Origin of the sequence: Promicromonospora vindobonensis (assembly GCF_042685865.1) — a bacterium.
Lineage (GTDB): Bacteria > Actinomycetota > Actinomycetes > Actinomycetales > Cellulomonadaceae > Promicromonospora > Promicromonospora vindobonensis.
This window is the reverse complement of record NZ_JBHUOG010000001.1, coordinates 1,367,407-1,393,169: the sequence shown is the minus strand read 5'-3', so window position 1 is coordinate 1,393,169 and position 25,763 is coordinate 1,367,407. Positions and strand designations below refer to the sequence as shown.

The following is a 25,763-nucleotide window of genomic DNA, read 5'->3' as shown; positions in this document are numbered from 1 at the left end:
ATGAGGGCTGGTATCCACCCCGAGTACGTCGTCACCGAGGTCACCTGCACCTGCGGTAACACGTTCACCACGCGTAGCACCGAGACGTCCGGCAAGATCTCCGCCGACGTGTGCAGCGCCTGCCACCCGTTCTACACGGGCAAGCAGAAGATCATGGACACCGGTGGCCGCGTGGCCCGGTTCCAGGCGCGCTACGGCAAGAAGGCCGACGACCAGTAGCGACTTCGCAGCGCCGGTGGTCCGGCCTGACAACCTCTCCAGGGGCAGTCGGGTACCGGACCACCGGCGCTGTCGTTTCCCCCCACCCTGCCTTCCCCCGTTGAGTGCTGGGTACCTGTCGTCAGCAGACCGTTGAGACGGCAAGTACCCGGCACTCAACGGCCGCCCTTCTAGGAGACTCCCGTGAACGAGTCGTTTGTCGGTGTCGGGCCGTTGCTCAGCGAGCATGCCGAGATCGAGTCGGCCCTTGCCGACCCCGCCGTGCATGCGGACGCCGGTCGCGCGCGCACCCTGGGGCGGCGGTATGCGGAGCTCAACCAGGTGGTGGGCGCGTACCGCGCCTGGGAGCAGGCGCACGACGACGCGGACGCCGCTGCCGAGCTGGCGGCCGACGACGCGTCGTTCGCCGAGGAGCTGCCGGTGCTCAGGGCGGCCGAGGCGGCGGCAGAGGAGAAGCTGCGGCGGGTGCTGGTGCCGCGCGACCCCGACGACGGCCGCGACGCGATCCTCGAGATCAAGGCGGGCGAGGGCGGCGAGGAGTCCGCCCTGTTCGCCGGCGACCTGCTGCGCATGTACCTGCGCTACGCGGAGCAGCAGGGCTGGTCCACCCAGCTGCTGGAGGCCACCGCCTCGGACCTCGGCGGCTACAAGGACGTGCAGGTCGCCATCAAGGCGAAGAACGTCCAGGGTCCGGAGGACGGCGTCTGGCACAGCCTCAAGTACGAGGGCGGCGTCCACCGGGTGCAGCGAGTCCCGGTCACGGAGTCGCAGGGCCGGATCCACACGTCGGCGGCCGGTGTGCTGGTGTTCCCGGAGGTCGACGACCCGGGCGAGCTCGAGATCGACCAGAACGACCTGCGCATCGACGTCTACCGCTCGTCAGGGCCTGGCGGTCAGTCCGTCAACACCACTGACTCAGCGGTCCGCATCACGCACCTACCGACGGGCATCGTCGTCTCGATGCAGAACGAGAAGTCGCAGCTGCAGAACCGGGAGCAGGCCATGCGGGTCCTGCGCGCCCGCCTCCTGGCGGCGCAGGCGGAGGCCGCCGCTGCGGAGGCCGCCGACATGCGCCGCTCGCAGGTCCGCACGGTGGACCGCTCCGAGCGGATCCGGACGTACAACTACCCGGAGAACCGGATAGTCGACCACCGCACCGGGTACAAGGCGTACAACCTCGACCAGGTGCTCGACGGGGATCTCGGTCCCGTCGTGCGGTCGGCGATCGACGCCGACGAGGCCGAGCGGCTCGCGGCGGCCTCCGGTGTCTGACGCGTGCCCCCGGCGGGTATTGCCTGCCGGGCGGGTGGAGCGGCAGGCTCGTGTCGTGGTCGGAGCCGTCGTGATCGGAGTTCCCGTGGTGGGAGGAGAGCGGTGAGTACCCAGCTGCTGAAGTGGGCGTACGAAGAGCTGGCCGACGCAGGGGTCGCATCGCCGCAGGCCGACGCCGAGGTGCTGCTGGCGCACGCGCTCGGGGTGGACCGGGGTGAGCTGCGCCGGCTGGTCGTCCTGGGCCGCGAGGTGCCCGACGACGCCGCACGCGCCTACTCCGGGCTCGTCGCCCGGCGTGCTGCCCGGGAGCCGTTGCAGCACCTGACCGGGGTCGCGGCGTTCCGGCACCTGGAGCTGGCGGTGGGCCCAGGGGTCTTCGTGCCGAGGCCCGAGACCGAGGAGGTGGCACAGGTAGCCATCGACGAGGCGGCCAAGGTGGTCGGCGAGCGTGAGAACGCCGTCGTCGTCGACCTGTGCACCGGGACAGGGGCCATCGCGCTGGCCGTGGCCACCGAGGTGCCTGGCGCGCGGGTGCATGCCGTCGAGCTGGACAAGGACGCGCACGCCTGGGCGGAACGCAACGTCGACGCCGTGAGCGCGGTCGCGGCGGGCCAGGTGCCGGGCGCCACCACCGAGACACCGCCCGAGCGCGTGGTGCGGCTCGTCAAGGGCGACGCCCGCACCGCGCTGTACGGGATCGACGGGCTGGCCGACGTCGTCGTGTCCAACCCGCCGTACGTGCCGTCGGACGCCGTGCCGGTGGACCCGGAGGTCGCCGAGCACGACCCGGCCGTCGCGCTCTACGGGCTGGGCCCGGACGGGCTCGAGGTGCCCCGCGGCATCACCTCCGCTGCCGCGCGGCTGCTGCGGCCCGGCGGGCTGTACGTCATGGAGCACGCAGAGGTCCAGGCGGAGGCCGCACGGGCGATGGTCGCCGCGGCCCGCGACGCAGACGGGCGGCCTGCGTTCGGGGAGCCCGAGACCCGCAAGGACCTGACCGGCCGGCCCCGCATGGTGGTCGCGCGCCGCCTGCCGTCAGAGCTCGGCGCGGGGTGAGGGCCGGGCTCGCGAGGCGCTGGCCCGGAACCGAACGCCGGTCGCAGGCGATCACGGCATCTCCTGGTCCCCGGATCGTGAAAGACTGTTGCGCGTGAGTGTGCCTGTGCATCCCGTGCTCGACGCCACCGACCCGCAGTCCTGGGGCCCCGCGATCGACGAGGCAGTGAATGCGATCTCCCGTGGCGGTGTCGTGGTCCTGCCCACCGACACCGTGTACGGCATCGGTGCTGACGCGTTCGACGAGGCGGCGGTAGCCGCCCTTCTCGCAGCCAAGGGTCGCGGTCGGCAGATGCCGCCGCCGGTCCTGGTGGGAGAGGTGGCGACCCTCGACGGCCTGGCCATCGACGTGCCCGACGACGCCCGCAAGCTCGTCGAGGCCTTCTGGCCCGGCGGCTTCACGATCATCCTGCGCGCGCAACCGTCGCTGCAGTGGGACCTCGGCGACACGGGCGGCACCGTCGCCCTGCGGATGCCGGACCACCCCGCGGCGCTCGCCCTGCTCAAGCGCACCGGCCCGTTGGCCGTCTCCAGCGCGAACAAGTCGGGCAGCCCGGCGGCGCTGGACGTGGCGGACGCCGCACGCCAGCTCGGCGATGCGGTGGCCGTCTACCTCGACGGTGGCGAGGCGCCGGGTGGTGTCGCGTCCACGATCGTCGACGCCACCGGCGAGGGGCTGCGCGTCGTCCGCGAGGGCGCAGTGTCGCTCGAAGCGCTGCGCGAGGTCGCCGACGTCGACGGTCCAGAGGTGTCGCGTGAGGACGACCCGAGCGATCCCTCGGCCGGCGCCGCGGAGGACGACGAGTGAGGGTGTACCTGCTCCTGATGCTCGTGGCCGCGGCGGTCACGTTCCTGACCACGCCCTTCGCCCGCTGGGTGGCCCTCAAGACCTCGGCCATCTCGGCCGTGCGCGCCCGTGACGTGCACCAGGTGCCGACGCCGCGGCTCGGCGGGCTCGCCATGCTCATCGGCATCATCGTCGCGGTGCTGCTGGCCTCCCAGATGCCGTTCCTCGAGGGCGTCTTCTCCGCCCGGCAGGCCCCCCAGGCCTGGGGCATCGTCGGCGGGGCCGCCATCGTCTGCGCGCTCGGCTGGGCCGACGACAAGTGGGACCTCGACTGGATCACCAAGCTCGCCGGCCAGGTGCTGGCCGCGGGCTTCATGGCACTGCAGGGCGTCCAGCTCATCACCATGCCCATCGCCGGCGTGACCATCACGTCGTCGCGCATGTCGCTCGTGGTGACGGTGCTGGTCATCGTGATCGCGATGAACGCGGTGAACTTCGTGGACGGTCTCGACGGCCTCGCCGCGGGGATCGTCGCCATCGGCGGCACCGCGTTCTTCCTCTACACCTACGGGCTCACCCAGCAGTCCACGCCGGACAACTACGCCAGCCTCGCCTCGCTCATGCTCGCCGTGATGGTGGGCGTGTGCGTCGGGTTCCTGCCGCACAACTTCCATCCGGCGCACATCTTCATGGGCGACGCCGGTTCCATGCTGATCGGCCTGGTGATGGCGGGTGCCGCGATCACCGTGACCGGCAACATCCCGCCGGGCATCATGACCGGCGCCAAGGCCCTGCCCGCGTTCATCCCGCTCCTGCTGCCGGTGGCGGTGCTCATGCTGCCGCTGCTCGACATGGGGCTGGCGGTGATCCGGCGGCTGGCCGCCGGCAAGTCGCCCATGGCGCCCGACCGCATGCACCTGCACCACCGCATGCTCGCCCTCGGCCACTCCCACCGTCGTGCCGTGGTGATCCTGTACGTGTGGACCGCCGTGTTCGCGTTCAGCGCCGCTGCGCTCGTGCAGTGGGACTGGGAGATCGTGCTGGTCTGGACCACCGTGTTCGTGGTGCTCGCGCTGCTCGCCACTCTCGGCCCGCTGCGCCACCGCGGCCGCTTCCTGGACGACGACGTCGCCGCGCTGTCCGGCCCCACCCCGAAGGTTCCCGTTGCGGTCGGGGCGGCGGCCACGGCCGGCGTCGACGCGGGCACGGGGGTTCTGGTACAGCGCGTCCCAGCGCCGAGCGACCCTCGCCGGAGTGCCGTTCACCCGAGCGTGGCACCCAAGACCAAGGAGACCATCGAATGACCGAGCAGAACCCGACCGCGCCGCAGTCTGCCGGCGAGAGCTTTGCCGCCGAGCGTGCCGTGCTGCGCGTCGCCGGGCGGGACGGCCTCCTGCTGGTGGCCGGCCTGGCGGTCCTGGGCTCGATCGCCGGCTACCTGCTCGCCGGCCTGCCTGGCGTGTGGGGAGCCCTGGTCGGCGCCGCTCTCGCAGGGTTGTTCAGCGGGGGCACCGTCCTGTCCATGCTGTTCGCGGTGGGCAAGGGCCCGACGACCACCGGCGCGATCGTGATGGGCGGCTGGCTCATCAAGATCGCCGTGCTGATCGGCGTGCTGGCGGCGCTGTCCGGACTCGACTTCTACGACCGCTGGACGCTCATGGCGGTGGTGCTGGTCGGTGCCGTCGGCTCGGCGCTGCTTGACTATCGTGCGGTCAGGAGCGGCCAGATCCCGTACGTCCGACCCGACGCAGAGGCCTGACCCGTCCCGGTGTCCTGGTGCGGTACGCGCGCCAGGTTGCGCATTACGTCACAAGGGGCTGTGTCATGCGGTTCCACGGCCAAAACCACGTGGGATATAGGTTAGGCTTACGACGAATCCATGACGGCCAGGCCCGATGGCGCGCCCGTTCCGCCACTTGCGGAGAACGCGCGCAGGGCCTAATGACCACCTGGGAGTCCTCCTGTCCACGCATGCGACGTCCGTAATCCTCGCCGCCACCGAAGGCCACGAGGGTGAGGGCGGCTTCCACACGCCGTCGATCTCCGACTTCTTCCCGTCGGCCATCCTCTTCGAGGGCACGATCTTCCAGATCGACCGCCTCTGGATCATCCGAATCATCGCCACCCTGGTGCTGCTGTCGATCTTCGTGATCGCCGCCCGCCGGGCGAAGGTGGTACCGGGTCGGTTCCAGGCAGGCGTCGAGTTCCTGCTGAGCTTCGTCCGGGTCCAGATCGGTGAGGAGATCATGGGCAAGGAGCGCTCTCGCCGCTTCGTGCCCATGCTCACCACCATCTTCCTGAGCATCCTGGCGTTCAACCTCACGGGTGTGATCCCGGGCCTGAACCTTGCCGGTACCTCGCGAATCGGGCTGCCGCTCGTCCTCGCGCTCTGGGTGTTCGTCACCTACTGGGCCGTCGGAATCCGGAAGCACGGGCTGGGCGGCTATCTCAGGGCGAACCTGTTCCCGCCCGGGGTACCGTGGCCGATCTACTTCATCCTGACGCCGATCGAGCTGCTGCAGCTCCTCATCATCCGGCCGGGCTCGCTGATGGTCCGACTGGTGGCCAACATGGTCGCCGGCCACATCATCCTCGTGCTCTGCTTCGCTGCTACGCAGTTCTTCGTCGTGGACTCGGCAGGCACCGGGCTGATGATCTTCGGAGCGCTCACGCTCCCGGCGGGCATCTTCATGACCCTGTTCGAGGTTCTGGTCGCCTTCCTGCAGGCGTACATCTTCGCCCTGCTGGCCGCGGCCTACATCAACATGTCGCTGGAGGAGGAGCACTGAGACTGCTCCCTCCTCCTGGCGGCGCTGCATAGCTTCACCTGGAAAACCCGCGACGGGCGCACCAGCGCCTCCGCACACCATGCGACGCCGAACCGACCGGTCCGGCGCCCAACGGAAGGAAGACGCAAGTGGACGTCATCACTCTCGCCGAGGTCAGCGGCAACGTGAACACGCTCGGGTACGGCCTCGCCACGCTCGGCCCTGGTATCGGCCTCGGTATCCTCATCGGCAAGACGATCGAGGGCATGGCCCGCCAGCCTGAGGTCGCCGGCCAGCTCCGCGCCACCATGTTCCTCGGTGTCGCGTTCGTGGAGGTGCTCGCACTGCTCGGGCTCGTCGCCGGCTTCCTGTTCCAGTGATGGTGGCGCACTCGAGCGCCGCCCGAGCAGCGGCGCCAGCAGAAGAGCCGCAGGGTATCGAGCTGTTCCTGCCCGCCGGATACGACATCTTCTGGTCGGCGGTGGTCATGGCGATCATCGCGGCGGTGTTCTACAAGCTGGTCCTGCCCCGTATGAACGCCGTCCTGGACGAGCGTGCCAGCCTCATCGAGGGTGGCATCGCCAAGGCCGAGGAGGCGCAGAAGCAGGCTGACGAGGCGCTGGCTCAGCAGCAGCAGCTGCTTGCCGAGGCGCGTGCGGACGCCGCTCAGGTCCGTGAGGAGGCGCGTGCCGAGGGCACCGCCATCATCAAGGACCTCAAGGTCAAGGCGAGCGAGGAGGCGGAGCGCATCACCGAGACCGCCCGTCGCCAGATCGAGGCCGACCGTCAGGCCGCGTCGGTGTCCCTGCGCACAGAGGTCGGCGCGCTCGCGACCGGCCTGGCGTCGAAGATCGTGGGCGAGTCCCTCGAGGACTCGGCTCGGCAGTCGCGCGTGGTTGACCGCTTCCTCGACGAGCTCGAGGCAAGCCAGGCCGTGGCAAGCAACAAGGAGGCGTGATGCGGGGATCGAGCGGGGCATCGCTGACGGCGGCGCAGGAGCGCTTCGAGCCGGTGCTGCGTGCCGCGGGTGCGGACGCGCTGGCCCTGGGTGAGCAGCTGCTCACCCTGGTGTCAGCGCTGGACGAGTCCGCCGCGCTGCGCCGCTCGCTCGCCGATCCCTCCCGCGAGGGCGAGGCGAAGGCCGGCCTGGTGGCCGGCCTGCTGAGCGGCTTCGACGAGCGCGTGGTCGACCTGGTCTCCGGGCTCGTCCGGTCGCGCTGGGCGAGTGACGCCGACCTCGGCGAGGCCGTCGAGCGTCTCGGGCTGGACGCCGTCCTGGCGTCCGCCGAGGCGCGCGGGGTGCTCGAGACAGTGGAGGACGAGCTGTTCCGGCTCAGCCGGTCGCTCGTCGGCCAGCGGGAAGCCAAGCAGGTCCTCTCGGACGCCACGACCGCTCCCGAACGTCGAGTGGCCATGGTGGACGCACTGGTCGGCGGCAAGGTCGACACCGTGACCCAGCGCCTGGCGCAGCGCGCGACCTCGTCGCTGCGGGGCCGGCGCTTCGTGCAGACACTCGGTTGGTTCGGCGAGGTCGCGGCGGAGCGTCGCAAGCGCCTCGTCGCCACCGTGACGAGCGCGACGGTGCTCACCCGCGAGCAGGAACAGCGCCTCGGTGCGTTGCTCGAGCGCTCGTACGGGAAGCCCGTGCAGCTGAACGTCACCGTGGACCCGGCGGTCGTCGGGGGCCTGCGTATCCAGGTCGGCGCGGACGTCGTCGACTCCACCGTCCTGTCGCGCCTTGCTGACGCCCAGCGTCGTCTGGCCGGCTGAGAACGTGAACATGAACCTTCCGCCGCGGCTTTCGCGGCCACGACAGGAGAAGAGCAATGGCTGAGCTGACGATCCGGCCGGACGAGGTCCGGGCCGCACTGGACAGCTTCGTGAAGTCCTACGAGCCCCAGGAAGCCGTCGCCGAGGAGGTGGGCCGCGTCGCGTACGCAGCGGACGGCATCGCCCGCGTCGAAGGACTCCCGGGTGTGATGGCCAACGAGCTGCTGCGCTTCGAGGACGGCACGCTCGGACTCGCGCAGAACCTGGACGTCCGGGAGATCGGTGTGGTCGTCCTCGGCGAGTTCACCGGCATCGAGGAGGGCCAGGAGGTCCGCCGTACCGGTGAGGTGCTCTCGGTCCCCGTGGGCGAGGGCTACCTCGGCCGCGTGGTCGACCCGCTGGGCACGCCCATCGACGGCCTCGGCACGATCGACACCGAGGGCACCCGTGCCCTCGAGCTGCAGGCGCCCGGCGTCATGCAGCGCAAGTCGGTCCACGAGCCGCTGCAGACCGGCATCAAGGCGATCGACTCGATGATCCCGATCGGCCGTGGTCAGCGTCAGCTGATCATCGGCGACCGCCAGACCGGCAAGACGGCGATCGCGGTCGACACCATCATCAACCAGAAGGCGAACTGGGAGTCGGGCGACCCGACCCAGCAGGTGCGCTGCATCTACGTCGCGATCGGCCAGAAGGGCTCGACCATCGCCGCCGTGCGGGGCGCCCTCGAGGAGGCCGGCGCGCTCGAGTACACGACGATCGTCGCGGCTCCCGCGTCCGACCCGGCAGGCTTCAAGTACCTCGCGCCGTACACCGGTTCGGCCATCGGCCAGCACTGGATGTACCAGGGCAAGCACGTCCTGATCATCTTCGACGACCTGTCGAAGCAGGCCGAGGCCTACCGTGCCGTGTCGCTGCTGCTGCGCCGCCCGCCGGGCCGCGAGGCCTACCCGGGTGACGTGTTCTACCTGCACTCCCGTCTGCTCGAGCGTTGTGCGAAGCTCTCGGACGAGCTGGGTGCGGGCTCGATGACCGGTCTGCCGATCATCGAGACCAAGGCGAACGACGTGTCGGCGTACATCCCGACGAACGTCATCTCCATCACGGACGGTCAGATCTTCCTGCAGTCCGACCTGTTCAACGCCGACCAGCGTCCCGCCGTGGACGTCGGTATCTCGGTCTCCCGAGTCGGTGGCGACGCGCAGATCAAGGCCATGAAGAAGGTCTCCGGCACGCTGAAGCTGGAGCTGGCGCAGTTCCGCTCGCTCGAGGCGTTCGCGATGTTCGCGTCCGACCTCGACGCGGCGTCCCGCGCGCAGCTGCAGCGCGGCGCCGTCCTGACGGAGCTGCTCAAGCAGCCCCAGTACTCGCCGTACGCGGTCGAGGACCAGGTCGCGGCCGTGTGGGCAGGTACGAAGGGCAAGCTCGACGACGTCGCGGTCGAGGACGTCAAGCGGTTCGAGTCCGAGCTGCTGGACCACCTGCGCCGCAAGACCGACGTCCTGGAGACGATCCTCAAGTCCGGCAAGCTGGAGTCCGACACGGAAGAGGCGCTGAGCGCCGCCGTGGACGACTTCCGTGCGGGCTTCCAGAAGAGCGACGGCACGCCGCTCGTCGGTGGCAGCACCGACGACGGACCGGTCGACGTCGAGCAGGCGCAGATCGTCGTCAAGAAGAAGGCCTGACCCGTGGCCGGTGGAGCTCAGCGCGTCTACAAGGCGCGGATCAAGTCGACGCAGTCGCTGAAGAAGATCTTCCGCGCGCGTGAGCTGATCGCCGCGTCACGCATCGGCAAGGCTCGCGCGGCGGCAGCGGCGGCGGCGCCGTACGCACAGGCGATCACCCGCGCGGTGTCGGCTGTCGCGTCGCACACGGACGTCGACCACCCGCTCACGCAGGAGGAGGGCGGGAACCGCGCAGCGGTGCTCGTCGTCTCCTCCGACGCGGGCATGGCCGGTTCCTACCCGATGGCGATCGTCCGAGAGGCCGAGAAGCTCGTCGGGCAGCTCACCGCGGAGGGCAAGGAGGTCGTGCTCTACGTGGCCGGCCGCCGTGCGATCGCGTACTACACGTTCCGTGGGCGGGAGATCGCCAAGAGCTGGTCGTACGGTTCGGAGAAGCCGACTCCCGAGGCGGCCCAGGACATCGCCGAGACGCTGCTCGAGGTGTTCCTCGCGGAGGAGCCTGATGGCGGCGTCAGCGAGATGCACGTGGTCTCCACGCTGTTCGTCAACATGGTGACGCAGCGCGCCCGCGTGGTGCGCATGCTGCCGCTCGAGGTGGTCGAGGGCGTGAGCGAGGCCGACGAGCACGAGGCCCTGCCGCTCTACGACTTCGAGCCGTCGCCAGAGGCCGTGCTGGACGAGCTGCTCCCGCGCTACGTGCAGCAGCGCATCTACGCGATGCTGCTCGACGCCGCCGCGTCGGAGCTGGCCGCCCGCCAGCGCGCCATGCACACGGCGACGGAAAACGCCGAGGACCTGATCCGCACGTACACCCGACTGGCCAACCAGGCACGTCAGGCGGACATCACCCAGGAGATCAGCGAGATCGTCTCCGGGGCCGACGCCCTGGCGTCCTGAACCGACCGAAAGACTCCCCGCCGGAGGACCCTCCGGCCCACCGAAGCGAGGCAAGTATGACCGCCACCACCGTGGAACCCACGGTCGAGCACACGAGCGGCCCCGGCATCGGCCGGGTTGCTCGGGTGATCGGCCCCGTCGTGGACATCGAGTTCCCCGAGGACGCGATCCCCGAGATCTACAACGCGCTCACCGTCGAGATCGACCTGTCCGGTCAGGGCGACGTCGAGAACACGTTCACCCTGACGCTCGAGGTCGAGCAGCACCTGGGCGACTCCCTGGTGCGTGCCATCGCGCTCAAGCCGACCGATGGTCTGGTCCGCGGCGCCGTGGTGACCGACACGGGCGAGCCCATCAGCGTGCCCGTCGGTGACATCACCAAGGGCAAGGTCTTCAATGTGACCGGTGACGTCCTGAACCTCGCCGAGGGCGAGAAGTTCGAGGTCACCGAGCGCTGGCCGATCCACCGCAAGCCCCCGGCCTTCGACCAGCTCGAGTCGAAGACCACGATGTTCGAGACGGGCATCAAGTCCATCGACCTGCTGACCCCGTACGTCCAGGGTGGCAAGATCGGTCTCTTCGGTGGTGCGGGCGTCGGCAAGACGGTGCTCATCCAGGAGATGATCCAGCGTGTGGCCCAGGACCACGGTGGTGTGTCGGTGTTCGCCGGTGTCGGTGAGCGCACCCGTGAGGGCAACGACCTGATCGCCGAGATGGACGAGGCCGGTGTCTTCGACAAGACAGCCCTCGTCTTCGGCCAGATGGACGAGCCGCCGGGCACGCGCCTGCGCGTGGCCCTGTCCGCGCTGACGATGGCGGAGTACTTCCGCGACGTGAAGAAGCAGGACGTGCTGCTCTTCATCGACAACATCTTCCGCTTCACGCAGGCCGGTTCCGAGGTCTCCACGCTGCTCGGTCGCATGCCGTCCGCCGTGGGCTACCAGCCGAACCTCGCCGACGAGATGGGCCTCCTCCAGGAGCGCATCACCTCGACGCGTGGTCACTCCATCACGTCGCTGCAGGCCATCTACGTGCCTGCTGACGACTACACGGACCCGGCCCCTGCCACGACGTTCGCCCACCTGGACGCGACGACCGAGCTCTCCCGAGAGATCGCGTCGAAGGGTCTCTACCCGGCGATCGACCCGCTGGCCTCGACGTCCCGCATCCTCGACCCGCGCTACGTGGGCCAGGAGCACTACGACGTCGCGACGCGCGTGAAGTCGATCCTGCAGCGCAACAAGGAGCTGCAGGACATCATCGCTATCCTCGGTGTGGACGAGCTCTCGGAAGAGGACAAGACGGTCGTGGCGCGTGCGCGCCGGGTCCAGCAGTTCCTCTCCCAGAACACGTACATGGCCAAGAAGTTCACGGACGTGGAGGGCTCTACGGTCCCCCTGTCTGAGACCATCGAGGCGTTCAAGCTGATCTGCGACGGTGAGTTCGACCACGTTGCCGAGCAGGCCTTCTACAACATCGGTGGGCTTGAGATGCTCGAGGAGAACTGGGCACGGATCCAGAAGGAGTACGGGGCCTGAGGCTTCGTACGTCCCCCGTGCGTGATGCCGCCCCGACGGGCTGCCCGGAAGGTCAGGGTGACCCGGAAGGGGCGGCACCACGTCCGCTACATCGGAAGGAGCTCTCGTGGCAGAGCTGAGTGTGGACCTCGTGTCCCGGGACCGTAAGGTCTGGAGCGGTACGGCGACCCAGGTGAGCGCGCCGTCCGCGGACGGCCAGATCGGCATCCTGGCGAACCACACGCCGCTGCTGGCTGTGCTTCGCCCGGGCGCGGTCAAGGTGGACACCGCCTCAGGCACCGCCCTGGAGGCGCAGGTCACCGGTGGTTTCGTGTCCGTGGACAACAACCTCGTCACCCTGGTGGTCGACGAGATCTCCCTGGTCTGAGGGAGAGCGCGAGTGCCGGGCGTCATCTGGATCGCGATAGCGGTGCTCGGTGCGCTCGCACTTGTGCTCGCAGCAGGTATCTCCCGGCTGCGGACCCTTTCTCGCAGAGTAGGTTCGTTCAACTGCAGTGCCCGGCCGACCGGGAACCCTGAGGGTTCCTGGACGCCGGGCATCGCCCAGTACGCGGTGGGCCGGATCGAGTGGTGGCGGTGCTGGTCACTGTCACCCCGTCCGGCCCGCACGTGGTACCGGGAACGGCTGGCAGTGACCGGCCGGACCCCGCTGGACCCGGACGAGCGTGGTCAGGGTGACCACTACCTCGTCCAGTGCCGGTACGACGGGCTCGACTTCGAGCTCGATCTCGCTGCCGGCGACTACTTCGGCCTCGCCTCCTGGCTCGAGGCCGCCCCTCCCGGACGACAGGATCTGGTTCTCTGATGCGGCTGGTCGTGGCCGACTGCTCCGCCCTCTACACGGGCCGCCTGACCGCGATGCTCCCGCCTGCTACGCGGCTGCTCGTCGTCAAGGCTGACGGAAGCGTGCTGATTCACTCCGACGGCGGCTCGTACAAGCCGCTGAACTGGATGAGTCCGCCGTGCACCCTTGCGGTGCGTGCGCCGTCCGACGAGGCCGCCGAGCGCGGCGTCACGGAGGTGTGGACCGTCCAGCACGCCAAGTCGGACGACCGGCTCGAGGTGGAGCTGTTCACCGTGCACCACGACTCCGCGCACGACCTGGGCATCGACCCGGGCCTCGTGAAGGACGGCGTCGAGGCGCACCTGCAGGAGCTGCTCGCCGAGCAGATCGCCCTGCTGGGTGACGGGCACACGCTCGTTCGCCGGGAGTACCCCACCGCCATCGGACCGGTGGACATCCTGGCGCGGGACGGCGCAGGCGCCACGGTCGCCGTGGAGATCAAGCGCCGCGGTGACATCGACGGCGTCGAGCAGCTCACCCGGTACCTGGACCTCCTGAACCGGGACCCGATGCTGGCCCCGGTCCGCGGTGTGTACGCCGCGCAGGAGATCAAGCCGCAGGCGCGCGTCCTGGCGAAGGACCGCGGCATCGCGACCCTCCTCCTGGACTACGACGCGATGCGCGGCGTCGACGACCCGACCTCCCGTCTCTTCTAGAGCGCGGTCACCGACCACGTGGCGCCAGGCGCCTCGCGGACCACGGCGTACCCACCTGCGGCCACGACGATCCCTGCTTCCGTCGGGGCGTCGCTGACGAGGTCGTGGCCAGGGCCCGCAACCCGGACCGCCCGGTCACCGTGGTGCAGCAGGAACAGGTAGGTGGCTTCCGTGCCGCGCCGCCGGATCGCCTCGACCCCGGTGCCGACGGCGCCGGCGAGGACCGGCTGCACGTCGTGCCGCGCGAGCAGTGCCGCGACGAACCCGTCCAGCGACTCCTGGGTCAGCCCCGCCGAGACGTACGTGGCGGTTCCGGCACCGGCAGCACGGCGGGTGACTGCGGGGGAACCGGCGAGCGGCCCCTCGGCGTAGGTCGCCAGGACGTCCGCCTGCGGCGGGTCCATCCGTTCGGTCCACTGCACGACGGCGGAACCGTCGCTGAGCTCCTGGCTCTCGTGCGGAGCGAGGGGGAGGTGCTCGGTGACCCGGACACCCAGGAGGTCGCGCAGCCGGCCCGGGTAGCCACCGGGGACCACCCGCTGGTGCTCGTCGGCGACACCGGTGAACCGCCCGACGACGAGGTGCCCACCCGCCTCGGCGTACCGGGTCAGCCACGCCACGGTGTCGGAGTCGACGGACATCAGGGTCGGCACGAACAGCACCCGGTAGCCGGCGACGTCGGCACCGGGACGCACGAAGTCGACGGCGACACCGGCCCGCCACAGGGCGCGGTGCGTCGCACGGACCTCGGTCGGGTAGTCGAGGTCGTCGTGCGGGAGGGCCTGCGTCTGGAGCGACCACCGGCCGTTGGCGTCCCACAGGATCGCGGCGTCGGCCGCCACGACCGGGCCGTCGACGGGCGGCGCCGCGACCTCCTGGAGACAGCCGAGGAGCGCCCCGAGCTCGACGACGCCCTCGAACGTCCGGCTCTGCGCGCCCGCGTGCGGCACCATCGCGCTGTGCCACGTCTCGGAGCCGCCGAGCGACGCCCGCCACTGGAAGAACAACGCTCCCTGGGAGCCACGGGCGACGTAGCCAAGGGAGTTGCGGATCATCCGGCCGGGTTCCTTGAAGGCATGCCGCGCGCCGTCCCGGATGCCTGCGGTGGCCTGCTCCATGAGCAGCCAGGGGCCGCCTCCCCACGAGCGGGTCAGGTCGGCGGCGTACGCGACGTGGGCCTCGCCGTCCGGGCCGGTCGTGTCGAGGTAGTGGTCGGCGGACACCAGGTCCAGGCGCTCCTGCCAGGCCCACTGGTCGAGGTGGTCCCATGCGGGATGCATGAAGTTCGTCGTGACCGGCGTGGTGGAGCCAGCCGCGCGGATCTCGTCGCGCTGCTCGGTGAAGGCCGCGAGCATCTCGTCGGAGCAGAAGCGCTTGAAGTCCACCGCGTGGGCGGGGTTGGCCAGGTACTGTGTCGCGCGCGGCGGCAGCACCTCGTCCCAGTCGTCGTACCGCTGGGACCAGAACGCCGTGTACCAGGCGTCGTTGAGCGCCTCGAGCGAACCGTGGCGTGCCCGGAGCCAGCGCCGGAAGGCGGCCGCCGCGTGCGGGCCGTGGTCGATCGTGCCGTACTCGTTGTGCACGTGCCAGCCCTGCAGGCGCGGGTGGGCGCCGTACCGCTCGGCGAGGAAGCGCGCGACCCGCCGCGCGGCGTCGCGGTAGGCGGGCGCGCTGATCGCGTACGTGTCGCGCGAGCCGTGGGAGAGCCGGGTCCCGTCGGGCCGCACGGGCATCGCGTCGGGGTAGGCCCTGGTGAACCACGGCGGAGGGGACGCGGTGGGCGTGGCGAGGAAGAACCCGATCTCGTTCGCGTCGAGCAGCGCGACGACGTCGTCCAGCCAGCCGGCGTCGAACTCCCCTTCGCGAGGCTCGATCGCCGCCCACGAGAACACCCCGATCGTCACCGTGTTCACGCCTGCGCGGCGCATGAGCGCCATATCCTCGGCCCAGACCTCACGCGGCCACTGCTCGGGGTTGTAGTCGCCGCCGAAGAGCAGGCGGGTGGGTGCGAACGGAACGGGCATGGGTCGTCCTCGGGTCGGTGGGGCGATGCAGGTGCGTGGATGGTAGTGGGTGGGTGGACGGCGGGGCCGGGCGGCGGATCTTCGGCACGACCCTGGCAGGATGTCCGCATGACTGATTCCGGTGCACTCGTGGTGCGCGGCCGCCTGGTCCAGCCGGCCCGGGTGGTGGACGACGGCGTCGTCGTCACCTTCGGCGGCCGCGTCACCTTCGCTGGTTCGGTGCCGGACGCCGTCGCGGCCGGTCACGGCCCTCTCGTCGAGTCGGTGCCACCCGCGCCGGAGACGTACGTGCTGCCCGGCCTCGTGGACCTGCACAACCACGGTGGCGGCGGGGTCTCGTTCCCTGACGTGACGTCGTCCGCCGCGGCGCTGGCCGGTGTGCTGGAGCACCGCCGACACGGGACCACGACCCTGCTCGCGTCGCTCGTGACGGCCCGGCCGGAGGTGCTGCTCGACCGGGCAGCGGTGCTGGCCGAGCTCGCCGAGGCCGGCGAGATCGAGGGGCTGCACGCGGAGGGACCGTTCCTCTCGCACCGGCGCAGGGGGGCGCACAACCCGGCTGACCTGCAAGAAGGCAGTGTCGACCTGGTCAGGGACCTGGCCGCGGCGGCCCGTGGGTTCCTGCGCACCATGACTATCGCCGCCGAGGTACCCGGCGTCGCAGGCCCCGGGGGAGCCGCCGAGGCACTGGTCGACGCGGGCGTGCTGCCCTCCCTCGGCCACACCGACGGCAGCACCGAGCAGGCCGAGGCTCTGATCGCGCAGGTCACCAAGGCTCTGGCCGGCCGGGGCGGCACGCTCGGGCCGATGACGGCCACGCACCTGTTCAACGGCATGCGCCCGCTGCACCATCGCACACCGGGTCCCATCGCGGCGTGCCTGGCAGCGGCGTCCCGTGGCGACATGGTCGTCGAGCTCATCGGCGACGGCGTGCACCTCGATCCCGCCACGGTGCGCTCGGTGTTCGACATGGTGGGAGCGGACCAGGTGGCACTGGTCACCGACGCGATGGCGGCGGCAGGGGTGGCCGACGGGCACTACGACCTGGGGCCCATGTCGGTGATGGTGCTCGACGGCGTCGCGCGCATCGCCGATGCGGCCGACACCGCGGGAGATGGGGAAGGGCCGATCGCAGGAGGCACCGCCCACCTGATCGACGTCGTGCGCTGCGCCGTGGCCGGCGGCGTCCCCCTGCCCGACGCCGTACGGTCCGCGACCGCCGTGCCCGCCCGGGTCCTCGGCCTCGCCGGCGAGGTCGGCTGCCTCGCGCCCGGCGCCCGCGCCGACCTCCTGGTCACCGATGCGGACCTGCGCCCGGTCCGGGTGCTGCGCCACGGCGCCGACGTCGGTGTTGATGTCGATGTCGCCGGTGCGTAACGCACCGCTGTTAGCGTGCCGAGCATGACGTCGCCCGTGTTCCAGCCCGGTCAGACCGTAGTGCGCCGCGAGATCATGCGGGGCGAGCCGTGGATCGCCATCCCGCAGGTATGCGTCCAGGACGACGGCGACCTGCTCGTCACCTACACGCCCGGCGGCACGCCGCTGGCATACCCGCAGACCGGGGCGTTCCCGGTGGGGGAGCACCCGTGGAAGGCCGCCGGGGGCACACACTGGCGCGGCCACGGCCGGCTCGAGCTCCACTGGGCCGGCGTGGAGCACTCCCTCTTCCTGTTCTGGGACGGTCCGGAGCGCGCCTTCCAGGGCTGGTACTTCAACCTCGAGGACGCGCCCCGCCGTACCACCATCGGGTTCGACACCCTCGACCACGAGCTGGACGTCTGGTGGGCCGCCGACGCCGAGACGTACGAGTTCAAGGACGTCGCCGAGTTCGAGGAGACCGGTCCGGCGCGCTACCCCGGCCGGATGGAGCAGATCCGCGCAGAGGGCGACCGGATCGCAGGCCTGCTCGATGCCGGCGAGCTCTGGTGGGACAAGGCCTGGGCCGACTGGACACCCGACGAGTCGTGGCAGCCCCGCGAGATCCCCGCCGGCTGGGCGAGCCTGCCGTTCGAGACGCGCTGAGCCGCGACTCGCCGGTGCCGGCGTCCTGCTCGGCCGCCGTTTGCCACATTTCCGGTGGCATCCAGGTTCTTGGGCGCTACGGTCGGTTCGTGCCCTCTTCCGTCCCGGTCCCCAGACCTGCCCCAGCCGGTTCCCCACCACCCACCGCCGCGCCCTCCCTCGCCAGCCGCGCCGACCCCACCTGGCCGGTGACCACCGACCGCCTCACGCTCCGCCCGGTCGTCCCCGGAGACGCCGAGGCCTTCCTCGCCTGGCGCTCCCGCGCCGACGTCGTGCGGTACATGTACCTGCCGGCGTGGGACCTGCCCACGGCGGTGCTGAAGCTGCGCACCTGGTCGAACGCCCCGTTCGAGCAGCCAGGGGACGTCCTGGTGCTGGCCGTAGAGCTCGACGGCGACGTCGTGGGCGAGACGCTGCTCAAGTGGGCAGCGGGCCCACGCCAGGTCGAGATCGGCTACGCCCTGCACCCGGACGTCGCCGGGCAGGGCCTGGCCACGGAGGCCGCAGGCGCGACCCTCCGGCTCGCCTTCGCCGCGTACGGGTTCCACCGCGTGTTCGCGCGCATCGACGAGGAGAACACCGCCTCGGTACGCGTCGCGGAGCGCCTAGGCATGCGCAACGAGGCCCGGCTCGTGGAGAACGACCTGCGCGACGGCGTGTGGTCCACCGAGGTCGTCTACGCGATCCTCGACCACGAGCACACACCGCGCGCGTAGCGGCTCAGACCCGGTCGGCGCCGACCACCAGCTCCGCGCGCACCCGCAGGTCGCCGGCCGACGGCCCGGACGCCACGCCGTACGTGCCCGGCTGCAGCACCATGGCGCCGCCCTCGCCCCACGACGTTCCTCGCTCCGCTGCGGGACGTCGCGGGGACCCCGGGGCGGCTCCGCCGTCGTGCCACACGGCGAGCGCGCCCCGGTCGAGCGGGACCGGTACCTCTGCGAGCTCGCCCGGCGCCAGCCGGACGCGCGCGTACCCGAGCAGCTGCCGACCGGCCGCCGGCACCGGCAGGTCGGGCGACAAGCCGTACACCGCGACGAGCTCGTCCACCGGCCGGTCCCCGGAGTTGCGCACCGAGACCACCGCGGTGCCGGCCTCCAGCCGCAGCTCCTCGTACCCGACGGTCGTGTAGCTCAGCCCGTGCCCGAACCAGTAGGCGGGCTCGTCCACCAGGTGCCGGTAGGTGACGCCCTGCCGGGCGACGTCGTAGTCGAACAGGTCGCCTGCCTGTGCCTGCGTCGCCGGCCAGGTCTGCGCGAGCCGCCCGTACGGCTCCGCGTCCCCCGACAGCACGTCGACGAGCCCGTTCCCGGCCTCCTGCCCGCCGTGCGCCGCCCAGACGAGCGCGCCCGGCGCTGTGTCGGTCCCGGGTAGCCCCGGCCCCAGCACGTACGGGTACGACGACGTGAGCACCAGCACCGCCGCAGGGCACGCCTCACTGGCCACGCGCCAGATCTCGGCCATCGAGCCAGGCAGCTCGAGGCTCGTCCGGTCCTCGGTCTCGCGGCCGCCCAGGTGCGGGTCGTTGCCGGCGGCCACGAGCACGACGGAGGCGCTCGCGGCCGCCCGTGCGACCTCCACGTGCCCCGAGACGACGGTGCGCCAGGTGAACCGCTCGGCGTCGGCGAGCCGGGTGGCGTCGGCGACCAGCAGCCCCGACCCGCGCTGCACGCGCAGCCAGCGTCCGCTCGCCACGTGGTGCACCGACCAGGTGCCGTCGTCGTGATGGTGCCGCCGGAACGACTCCTGCACCACCCAGCCGCCGACCCGCTCGGTGTTGGCCCGGAGGATCCAGTCCGCGCCCGTCAGGAGGCGCCCGGAGGCGACCGAGCCGAACGTGAGCAGGCCGTCGCCCCACTCGGTGACGTCGAGGTGGGTCTCCGGCCCGGCGCCGGGCGCCGACACGGTCACCTCGCCCGCCGCGGTGACCGTCACGTACCTGCCGGACGACGACGCCCGCAGCGCCACGCGGTCCGCCCCGTCGACGACCTCCACGACGGCGTCGGGGTAGCGTTCGGTGACCGCGCGAGCGAGGGACACCACGTACGGCGGGGTGCCGGAGTACCAGTCCGTCAGGACCCGGTCGGCCAGGGGCCCGACGACCGCTATGCGTTCGGGCGCTCGCAACGGCAGCGTCCCGTCGTTGTGCAGCAGCACCACCGCCTTCGTGGCGGCCTCGCGGGCCAGTACCCGGTGCTCGGGCAGATCGATGGCGTCGGGGCCGATGTGCGCGTACGGGTCGGCCGGGCCGTCGAACTCGCCCGTACGCAGCCGCAGCTCGAGCAGCCGCAGGGCCGCCACATCGACGTCGTCCCGCGTCAGCAGGCCGGCGGCCAGCGCGTCGCGCAGCCGGTCCAGCGTGACCGACGGGTCGGTGTCGTTGTCCGTGAACGAGTCGAGGCCAGCGCGCACGGCAGCGGCATGTGCCTCGGCATGGGAGCCGAAGGCCCGCTGGACGGAGACGAGGAAGGTGGGTGCCCCGGCGTCGGACACGACGGCCACCGAACCGGGGGCCCACGAGCGCAGCTCGGCCAGGAGGTCGCCGGACGTATGGGCGGGAACCCCGTTGACCAGGTTGTACGAGGGCATGACGGCCCCGGCGACACCTGCCTCGATCGGCCCGCGGTAGGCGGGCAGCTCGTACTCGTGCAGGGTCCGCTCGGACAGGTTCGACGACGTCGCCGAACGGTCGGTCTCGTTGCCGTAGCCGAGGAAGTGCTTGAGGGCGGGGACCGTCTTCCAGACCGTCGGATGGTTCCCGCGCAGGCCGCGGCAGTATGCGGTGGCGAGCCGGGACACGAGGCGAGGCTCCTCGCTGTACCCCTCCTCGCCGCGCCCCCAGGCGGGGTGCCGCAGCGGGTTCACGACCGGGGCCCACACGTTCAGCGAGACCGCCGGATCCTCGGCGTGCTTGGCCCGCAGCTCGGTGGCGACCAGGTCACCGAGGCGGGTCAGGAGGTCGGTGTCCCACGTGGCGCCCAGCCCGACGGGCTGAGGCAGCACGGTCGCGCGGCCGAGCCACGCGACGCCGTGCAACGCCTCGGCGCCGGTGTGGAACGGGGCGAGGCCGAGCCGCTCGACGGCGGGCTGGTGCTGGTGGAGCAGGCTCAGCCGCTCGTCGGGTGTGAGGCGGTCGAGGAGGTCGCCGGCCCGGTCGGCGAGCGGCGCCGCCGGGTCGCGGAAGAGGTGCTGCGTCTCGTGTGGCACGTCGTCGTGCTCCTTGTGGTCGAGGGGTCCCCGGTGTCCGGTCGAACAGTAGACGCGCTCTCGAAACGGTTCAATGGCCCGGCGAGAATTTTGGGCGATTCATTGCCTCATATCCGCCCATTGCCCTATGGTTTTGCCGTCGGCAGAGGTCGAAGCGCTTCGACGTTGTTCGCTTCGTACTCCGCCGGATCCGGGCACACTGACGTGCCGCGCTTTCCACGAAGGAGTGAAGAGCCATGACCTCACCTCACCTGACCGCTCGGCTGGACCGCCGGTCGTTCCTCGGCTTCCTGACGGTCGGTGCCGCCGTCGTCGGCGTGCCGTCCCTGCTCACCGCCTGTACCAGCGGTTCGGCGAGCTCGGCGCAGGGTGGTGGCACCGTGAGCTCGGGCGTGCTGCCCACCTACGTGCCGGTCGAGTACGTCAAGCCGGACTTCCCGGCGGTGAACGGTTCCACCGCCGGCTACGCCGCGATCCCGGACGAGCTCGTCACGGCCTTCGCGGCTCCGCCCGGGTCCGGCGGCACGTACACGGCGATGACGCCGCTGTGGAGCGCCATCCCGGAGACGGCCGGCAACCCCTACTTCGACTCGGTGAACGCGGCGATGGGCACGACCGTCGAGTTCCGGATCTCCGACGGCAACACCTACGGCGACAAGCTCGCGGCCGTGCTCGCCTCGGCGAAGGACGTGCCGGACTGGGTCTGCGTGCCCACCTGGAACATCCCACCGCGGTTCGGCCAGGCCGTCGAAGCCCTCTTCGAGGACCTCACGCCGTACCTGTCCGGCGACAACGTCAAGAAGTACAAGAACCTGGCCAACATCCCCACGGACGCCTGGCGCTACGGCGTCTTCAACGACAAGCTCTACGGTCTGCCGTTCCCGGGGGAGCTGGTCCACCTGGCGACGTTCTACCGGGCCGACATCCTCGAGGAGCTCGGCATCACCGAGCAGCCGAGGAACGCCGACGAGTTCATCGAGCTCGCCGAGGAGCTGACCGACCCTGGCAAGAAGCGCTGGGGCTCGGCCGACCAGTGGATCACGGCGAACATGATGTTCGCGGTGCCCCCGGAGAAGGGCTGGAAGCTGGCCGACGACGGCTCGCTGGTCAGCCGGGTCGAGTCCGAGGAGTACCGGGCGGCGCTGGACTGGCACGCCCGGCTGTACCGGTCGGGTGCCGTGCACCCGACCGCCGTGGCCGACAAACCCGAGGAGATGAAGCCTCTCTTCGAGGCGGGCGAGATCCTCGTCGTCAACGACGGCGTGGGCGGCTGGCACGAGTCCCTCGGCCGGGTGCTGCCGAGCAACCCGGCCTTCGACCCGCGGCCCTTCGACCCGATCGCCCACGACGGCGGCACGCCGCGAGTCTGGAAGGGTGCCCCGGCCGACATGTTCTCGTTCCTGAAGAAGACGGACGACAAGGCGCAGATCGAGGAGCTCCTCGCCGCCGCGGACTTCCTCGCCTCGCCGTTCGGCACCACTGAGTTCCAGCTCGTCAACTTCGGCCTCGAGGGCGAGCACTACGTGATCGACGGTGAAGGTCTGCCCCGGGCGACGGACGCCGCTGCCGACGAGGTGGCGCCGTCGTACATCTTTCTGGTGGACCCGCCGAAGGTGAACGCCCAGGTGCAGTACCCGGGCTTCGTCGAGGCCTACTGCACGTGGATGGCCGCGGCCTCCGAGTACGTCGAGGAGCCCCTCTTCTACGGCATGCAGATCTCGGAGCCGGCGCAGTTCGCGTCGCTGGCCACCCCGTTCGAGGACCTCGAGAAGGACATCGCGCGCGGGCGCAAGACCATGAAGGACCTCGACGAAGCGATCGCGACGTGGAGCAGCTCCGGCGGTGAGGAACTGCGGGCGTTCTACCAGGACATCCTGGACAAGCAGTGAGCCCCCCGAGCGCCAGGGTGAGCAGCCCGGCGCACCGCAAGGTCCCCTGGACCACGCGGCTGCGCCGGGACCGCACCCTGCTGATCATGGTGGCACCGGCCGTGCTGCTCCTGGCCGTGTTCGCGTACGTCCCGATGCTCGGCAACGTGGTGGCCTGGCAGGACTACTCGCCCTACGTCGGGATCCGGGAGAGCCCGTTCGTGGGGTGGGCCAACTTCGTCCGGGTCTTCACCAACCCGCTGTTCCTCGACGCCGTGTCGAACACGCTGGTCATCACCGCGTTCCAGCTCGTGTTCTTCTTCCCGGTGCCGATCGTGCTGGCGCTGCTGCTCAACAGCGTGCTGACCCCGGGGCTGCGCACGACCATCCAGTCGATCGTGTACCTGCCGCACTTCTTCTCCTGGGTGATCGTCGTGACGATCTTCCAGCAGATCTTCGGCGGGGCGGGGATGGTCGCGAGCCGGCTGCGGGACGCGGGGTACTCAGGCTTCGACCTCATGACCAACCCGGACACGTTCCTGCTGCTCATCACCGCACAGTCCGTCTGGAAGGACGCCGGCTGGGGGATCATCATCTTCCTCGCGGCGCTGGCCACCGTGGACACCCAGCTCTACGAGGCGTCCGTGGTGGACGGCGCGGGGCGGTGGCGCCGCATGTGGCACGTGACGCTGCCCGCGCTGCGGCCGGTGATCGTCCTGCTGCTGATCCTGCGGCTGGGCGACTCGCTCACCGTCGGGTTCGAACAGCTCATCCTCCAGCGGGGCGCCGTCGGGACCGACGTGGCCGAGGTGCTCGACACATTTGTCTACTACCAGGGTGTCGTGAACGGCGACTGGGCCTTCGCGGCAGCCGCCGGGCTCGTCAAGGGCCTGGTCTCGCTCGCCCTGGTGCTCGGGGCCAACAAGCTCGCCCACCTCGTGGGCGAGGCGGGGGTGTACCAGCGCGCATGACGACCAGAACCGAGAACTACGCCACACAGCCCACGCCCACGCGGCTGCCTGATCAGCCGCCGAAGCCGTCACCGCGGCGCTCCGCCCGGTATCGCGCCCTGCTGCGCGGCAAGAACCGCCCGGTCTGGGAGGAGGACCCCAACCCGCTGGGGCTCGTCGTCAAGGGGGTGGCCCTGCTGCTGATCGTCGGCACGGTGCTGTTCCCGCTCTACACGGTGGTGCTCACCAGCTTCTCCACCCAGGCGGACATCACCCGGTCCGGCGGCCTGGTCACCGTGCCGGGGACCCTGTCGCTCTCGGCCTACGCCCAGATCCTGTCCGGCGGGATCGTCACGCGGGCCACGATCGTGAGCATCGGGATCACCGTGGTCGGCACGGTGCTGTCCACCACCGTGTCGGTCCTGGCTGCCTACGGGCTGAGCCGGCCGGGCTCGTTCGCCCACCGGCCCGTGCTGTTCGTCTTCCTCATCACCATGTTCTTCGGTGCAGGGATGATCCCGACGTACCTGCTGGTGAGCAACCTCGGTCTGATCGACAACTACTGGTCGCTCATCCTCCCGGGGGCGGTGAGCGCGTTCAACGTGCTGATCCTGCGGGCGTTCTTCATGGGCATCGACCGGTCCATCACGGACGCGGCTCGCATCGACGGCGCGGGGGACTGGCGCATCCTCGGGCAGATCGTCCTGCCCATGTCGAAGGCCGTCGTCGCGGTGGTCGCGCTGTTCTACGGCGTCGGCTACTGGAACGCGTTCTTCAACGCGATGCTCTACATCAACGACAACGCGAAGTGGCCGCTGCAGCTCGTGCTGCGGTCCTACGTGCTGCAGGGGGTGACGCTCCCCGGCAGCGGCGTGGGCCAGGTCGACGTCGACGACGGCGCCGTGACCGGCCTGCCCGTGAAGATGGCGGTGATGGTGCTCGCGATCGTCCCGATCCTCGTGGTGTACCCCATGGTGCAGCGGCACTTCACGAAGGGCGTGATCTTCGGGGCCATCAAGGGGTGAACGACAGGGGGAGCCCGCCGTCAGCCGAGCGCGCCGGCGGGCCCGTCCGCCGAGCTCGCACGCTCGGTGAGCACGGGGGCGAGCAGCCTGGTCTCGGACGGCTGCTCGCCCTCGAGGCGGGCCATGACCATGTCGACGGCCACCTTGCCGATGTCCTCGGCGGGCAGGTCGATGCTGGTCATCGGGATCCGCTGGGAGAGGGCGACGTCCTGCGGGCACACGGCGACCACGGACATGTCGGTGCCGACGACGATGCCGCGGTCGGCCAGGCGCGCCAGCACGTGGGGGAGCGCACCCTCGTTGTGCACGATGATCCCCGTGGTGTCCGGCGCTGTGGCCAGGAGCGTGTCGACGGCTTCCGTTGCGCCCGACGGCGAGGAGTCGCACGCCTCCACCCTGACCGTCACGCCGGAGCTCTTGGCCTGGTTCCGCAGGCCCCGCATCATCCGCTCGGCGTAGGAGGTGTGCCGCCGCAGTACCTCGGGCGGGGAACCGATGAGCGCGACGTCGGTGTGGCCGGCCCCGGCGAGGTGCCGCACGGCGAGCCGGCCTGCGGCCTCGAAGTCGAGGTCGACGCAGCTCAGCCCCTCCGGATCCTGCGGAAGGCCGATCAGGACGGTCGGCTGCTTGGCGGCCGCCACGAGGGGCACGCGCGGGTCGTCCGCCTCGATGTCCATCATGACCAGGGCGTCCACCATGGAGCCGCTGGTCACCCGGTCGAGCCCGCTCACGTCGTCCTGCGTCAGCAGCAGGACGTCGTGGTCGAAGTCCCGCGCGCGGGTCACCACTCCGGCGACGAACTGCATGATGACGGGCACGCTCACGCCGACGCGCAGGGGTGCCATGAGCGCTATGACGTTGGTGCGGGAGGAGGCCAGCGCCCGTGCGCCGGCGTGGGGCCGGTAGCCGAGCTTCTCGATGGCGCGCTCGACACGGGCCCGGGTCGGCGCGGAGATCGGCCGCTTGCCCGACAGCACGTAGGACACGGTCGAGGTCGAGACCCCCGCCGCCCTGGCGACGTCGTCGATCGTAGCCACAGAGCTCCTCATCTCATCGGTACCGCAGCGTGCCTGGTGCGCGGCCGGGTGGTGCGCGTGACGTGCCGGGCACACCAGTGTGCCGTATGGCAGGGAAGCGCTTCGACAAAATACTAGCGCCAATGTTCAAAGTTGGCA

At 70.7% G+C, this 25,763-nt stretch carries 25 protein-coding genes; 22 read left to right on the top strand and 3 right to left on the bottom strand.

Annotated elements, in window-relative coordinates; translation table 11 throughout:
• The 16 genes from rpmE to nucS all read left to right on the top strand — a co-directional run bounded on the left by rpmE (position 1) and on the right by nucS (position 13,492).
• A complete protein-coding gene (rpmE, locus tag ACFS27_RS06400; RefSeq protein WP_377181107.1) occupies positions 1–219 on the top strand; it encodes a 50S ribosomal protein L31 in 219 nt (72 codons plus the stop codon).
• 183 nt (positions 220–402) lie between these two features.
• Complete coding sequence (prfA, locus tag ACFS27_RS06395; protein WP_377181105.1) at positions 403–1,491, top strand: peptide chain release factor 1; 1,089 nt, start codon at positions 403–405, stop codon at positions 1,489–1,491.
• A gap of 102 nt (positions 1,492–1,593) precedes the next feature.
• Positions 1,594–2,547 (top strand): peptide chain release factor N(5)-glutamine methyltransferase, encoded by a 954-nt coding sequence (prmC, locus tag ACFS27_RS06390; protein ID WP_377181102.1) that lies wholly within the window; start codon positions 1,594–1,596, stop codon positions 2,545–2,547.
• 94 nt (positions 2,548–2,641) lie between these two features.
• A complete protein-coding gene (locus ACFS27_RS06385) occupies positions 2,642–3,355 on the top strand; it encodes an L-threonylcarbamoyladenylate synthase (protein WP_377181100.1) in 714 nt (237 codons plus the stop codon).
• Positions 3,352–4,638, top strand: a complete 1,287-nt coding sequence (locus ACFS27_RS06380) for an MraY family glycosyltransferase (protein WP_377181098.1) — start codon at positions 3,352–3,354, stop codon at positions 4,636–4,638. The genes ACFS27_RS06385 and ACFS27_RS06380 overlap by 4 nt, the downstream gene beginning before the upstream one ends.
• On the top strand, positions 4,635–5,093 hold the full coding sequence (locus tag ACFS27_RS06375; RefSeq protein WP_377181096.1) for a hypothetical protein: 459 nt from the start codon (positions 4,635–4,637) through the stop codon (positions 5,091–5,093). The genes ACFS27_RS06380 and ACFS27_RS06375 overlap by 4 nt, the downstream gene beginning before the upstream one ends.
• 157 nt (positions 5,094–5,250) lie before the next feature.
• Positions 5,251–6,123, top strand: coding sequence for a F0F1 ATP synthase subunit A (gene atpB / locus ACFS27_RS06370; RefSeq protein ID WP_275005400.1), 873 nt, complete (start codon positions 5,251–5,253; stop codon positions 6,121–6,123).
• Between the two features lie 128 nt (positions 6,124–6,251).
• On the top strand, positions 6,252–6,482 hold the full coding sequence (locus ACFS27_RS06365) for an ATP synthase F0 subunit C (RefSeq protein WP_275005402.1): 231 nt from the start codon (positions 6,252–6,254) through the stop codon (positions 6,480–6,482).
• Positions 6,482–7,060, top strand: a complete 579-nt coding sequence (locus tag ACFS27_RS06360; RefSeq protein ID WP_377181093.1) for a F0F1 ATP synthase subunit B — start codon at positions 6,482–6,484, stop codon at positions 7,058–7,060. Before ACFS27_RS06365 ends, ACFS27_RS06360 begins: the two co-directional genes overlap by 1 nt.
• Positions 7,060–7,872 (top strand): F0F1 ATP synthase subunit delta, encoded by an 813-nt coding sequence (locus ACFS27_RS06355; protein WP_377181091.1) that lies wholly within the window; start codon positions 7,060–7,062, stop codon positions 7,870–7,872. Before ACFS27_RS06360 ends, ACFS27_RS06355 begins: the two co-directional genes overlap by 1 nt.
• Before the next feature lie 56 nt (positions 7,873–7,928).
• On the top strand, positions 7,929–9,557 hold the full coding sequence (gene atpA, locus ACFS27_RS06350; protein ID WP_377181089.1) for a F0F1 ATP synthase subunit alpha: 1,629 nt from the start codon (positions 7,929–7,931) through the stop codon (positions 9,555–9,557).
• Between the two features lie 3 nt (positions 9,558–9,560).
• The gene (locus ACFS27_RS06345; protein ID WP_377181087.1) at positions 9,561–10,454 is read left to right on the top strand and encodes a F0F1 ATP synthase subunit gamma; all 894 of its coding nucleotides are present in this window, start codon (positions 9,561–9,563) and stop codon (positions 10,452–10,454) included.
• Between the two features lie 56 nt (positions 10,455–10,510).
• Positions 10,511–11,992 carry a F0F1 ATP synthase subunit beta gene (gene atpD / locus ACFS27_RS06340; RefSeq protein ID WP_377181085.1) on the top strand — a complete coding sequence of 494 codons (1,482 nt, stop codon included), beginning with the start codon at positions 10,511–10,513 and terminating at the stop codon, positions 11,990–11,992.
• Positions 11,993–12,098: 106 nt separating this feature from the next.
• On the top strand, positions 12,099–12,359 hold the full coding sequence (locus tag ACFS27_RS06335) for a F0F1 ATP synthase subunit epsilon (RefSeq protein ID WP_377181083.1): 261 nt from the start codon (positions 12,099–12,101) through the stop codon (positions 12,357–12,359).
• A gap of 12 nt (positions 12,360–12,371) precedes the next feature.
• On the top strand, positions 12,372–12,797 hold the full coding sequence (locus ACFS27_RS06330) for a DUF2550 domain-containing protein (protein ID WP_377181081.1): 426 nt from the start codon (positions 12,372–12,374) through the stop codon (positions 12,795–12,797).
• Positions 12,797–13,492: an endonuclease NucS gene (nucS, locus tag ACFS27_RS06325; protein WP_377181079.1), complete on the top strand. Its 696-nt coding sequence runs from the start codon at positions 12,797–12,799 to the stop codon at positions 13,490–13,492. The genes ACFS27_RS06330 and nucS overlap by 1 nt, the downstream gene beginning before the upstream one ends.
• On the opposite strand, the gene ACFS27_RS06320 is transcribed toward nucS, so the two are convergent.
• The gene (locus tag ACFS27_RS06320) at positions 13,489–15,516 is read right to left on the bottom strand and encodes a beta-galactosidase (protein WP_377181077.1); all 2,028 of its coding nucleotides are present in this window, start codon (positions 15,514–15,516) and stop codon (positions 13,489–13,491) included. The genes nucS and ACFS27_RS06320 overlap by 4 nt on opposite strands.
• A 108-nt stretch (positions 15,517–15,624) precedes the next feature.
• Between ACFS27_RS06320 and ACFS27_RS06315 the strand changes: the two genes are divergently transcribed.
• The 3 genes from ACFS27_RS06315 (at position 15,625) to ACFS27_RS06305 (ending at position 18,254) form a co-directional block, all read left to right on the top strand.
• Entirely contained in the window at positions 15,625–16,893 is a 1,269-nt protein-coding gene (locus ACFS27_RS06315; protein WP_377181075.1) for an N-acetylglucosamine-6-phosphate deacetylase, read from the top strand.
• A gap of 24 nt (positions 16,894–16,917) precedes the next feature.
• A complete protein-coding gene (locus ACFS27_RS06310; RefSeq protein WP_377181073.1) occupies positions 16,918–17,538 on the top strand; it encodes a DUF402 domain-containing protein in 621 nt (206 codons plus the stop codon).
• An 89-nt stretch (positions 17,539–17,627) separates the two neighbouring features.
• A complete protein-coding gene (locus ACFS27_RS06305; protein ID WP_377181071.1) occupies positions 17,628–18,254 on the top strand; it encodes a GNAT family N-acetyltransferase in 627 nt (208 codons plus the stop codon).
• Positions 18,255–18,258: 4 nt separating this feature from the next.
• Here ACFS27_RS06305 and ACFS27_RS06300 read toward each other — a convergent pair whose 3' ends face one another.
• The gene (locus ACFS27_RS06300; protein ID WP_377181069.1) at positions 18,259–20,745 is read right to left on the bottom strand and encodes a glycoside hydrolase family 3 C-terminal domain-containing protein; all 2,487 of its coding nucleotides are present in this window, start codon (positions 20,743–20,745) and stop codon (positions 18,259–18,261) included.
• 236 nt (positions 20,746–20,981) lie between these two features.
• Here ACFS27_RS06300 and ACFS27_RS06295 point away from each other — a divergent pair, with 236 nt between their 5' ends.
• From ACFS27_RS06295 to ACFS27_RS06285, 3 genes are read left to right on the top strand one after another with little or no spacing between them, the layout of a single operon-like run.
• A complete protein-coding gene (locus tag ACFS27_RS06295) occupies positions 20,982–22,634 on the top strand; it encodes an extracellular solute-binding protein (protein WP_377181067.1) in 1,653 nt (550 codons plus the stop codon).
• Positions 22,631–23,584, top strand: coding sequence for an ABC transporter permease (locus ACFS27_RS06290; RefSeq protein WP_377181065.1), 954 nt, complete (start codon positions 22,631–22,633; stop codon positions 23,582–23,584). The genes ACFS27_RS06295 and ACFS27_RS06290 overlap by 4 nt, the downstream gene beginning before the upstream one ends.
• Positions 23,581–24,588, top strand: coding sequence for a carbohydrate ABC transporter permease (locus ACFS27_RS06285; RefSeq protein WP_377181063.1), 1,008 nt, complete (start codon positions 23,581–23,583; stop codon positions 24,586–24,588). Before ACFS27_RS06290 ends, ACFS27_RS06285 begins: the two co-directional genes overlap by 4 nt.
• Before the next feature lie 20 nt (positions 24,589–24,608).
• Here ACFS27_RS06285 and ACFS27_RS06280 read toward each other — a convergent pair whose 3' ends face one another.
• On the bottom strand, positions 24,609–25,625 hold the full coding sequence (locus tag ACFS27_RS06280) for a LacI family DNA-binding transcriptional regulator (protein ID WP_377181061.1): 1,017 nt from the start codon (positions 25,623–25,625) through the stop codon (positions 24,609–24,611).
• Between the last annotated feature and the right edge of the window lie 138 nt (positions 25,626–25,763).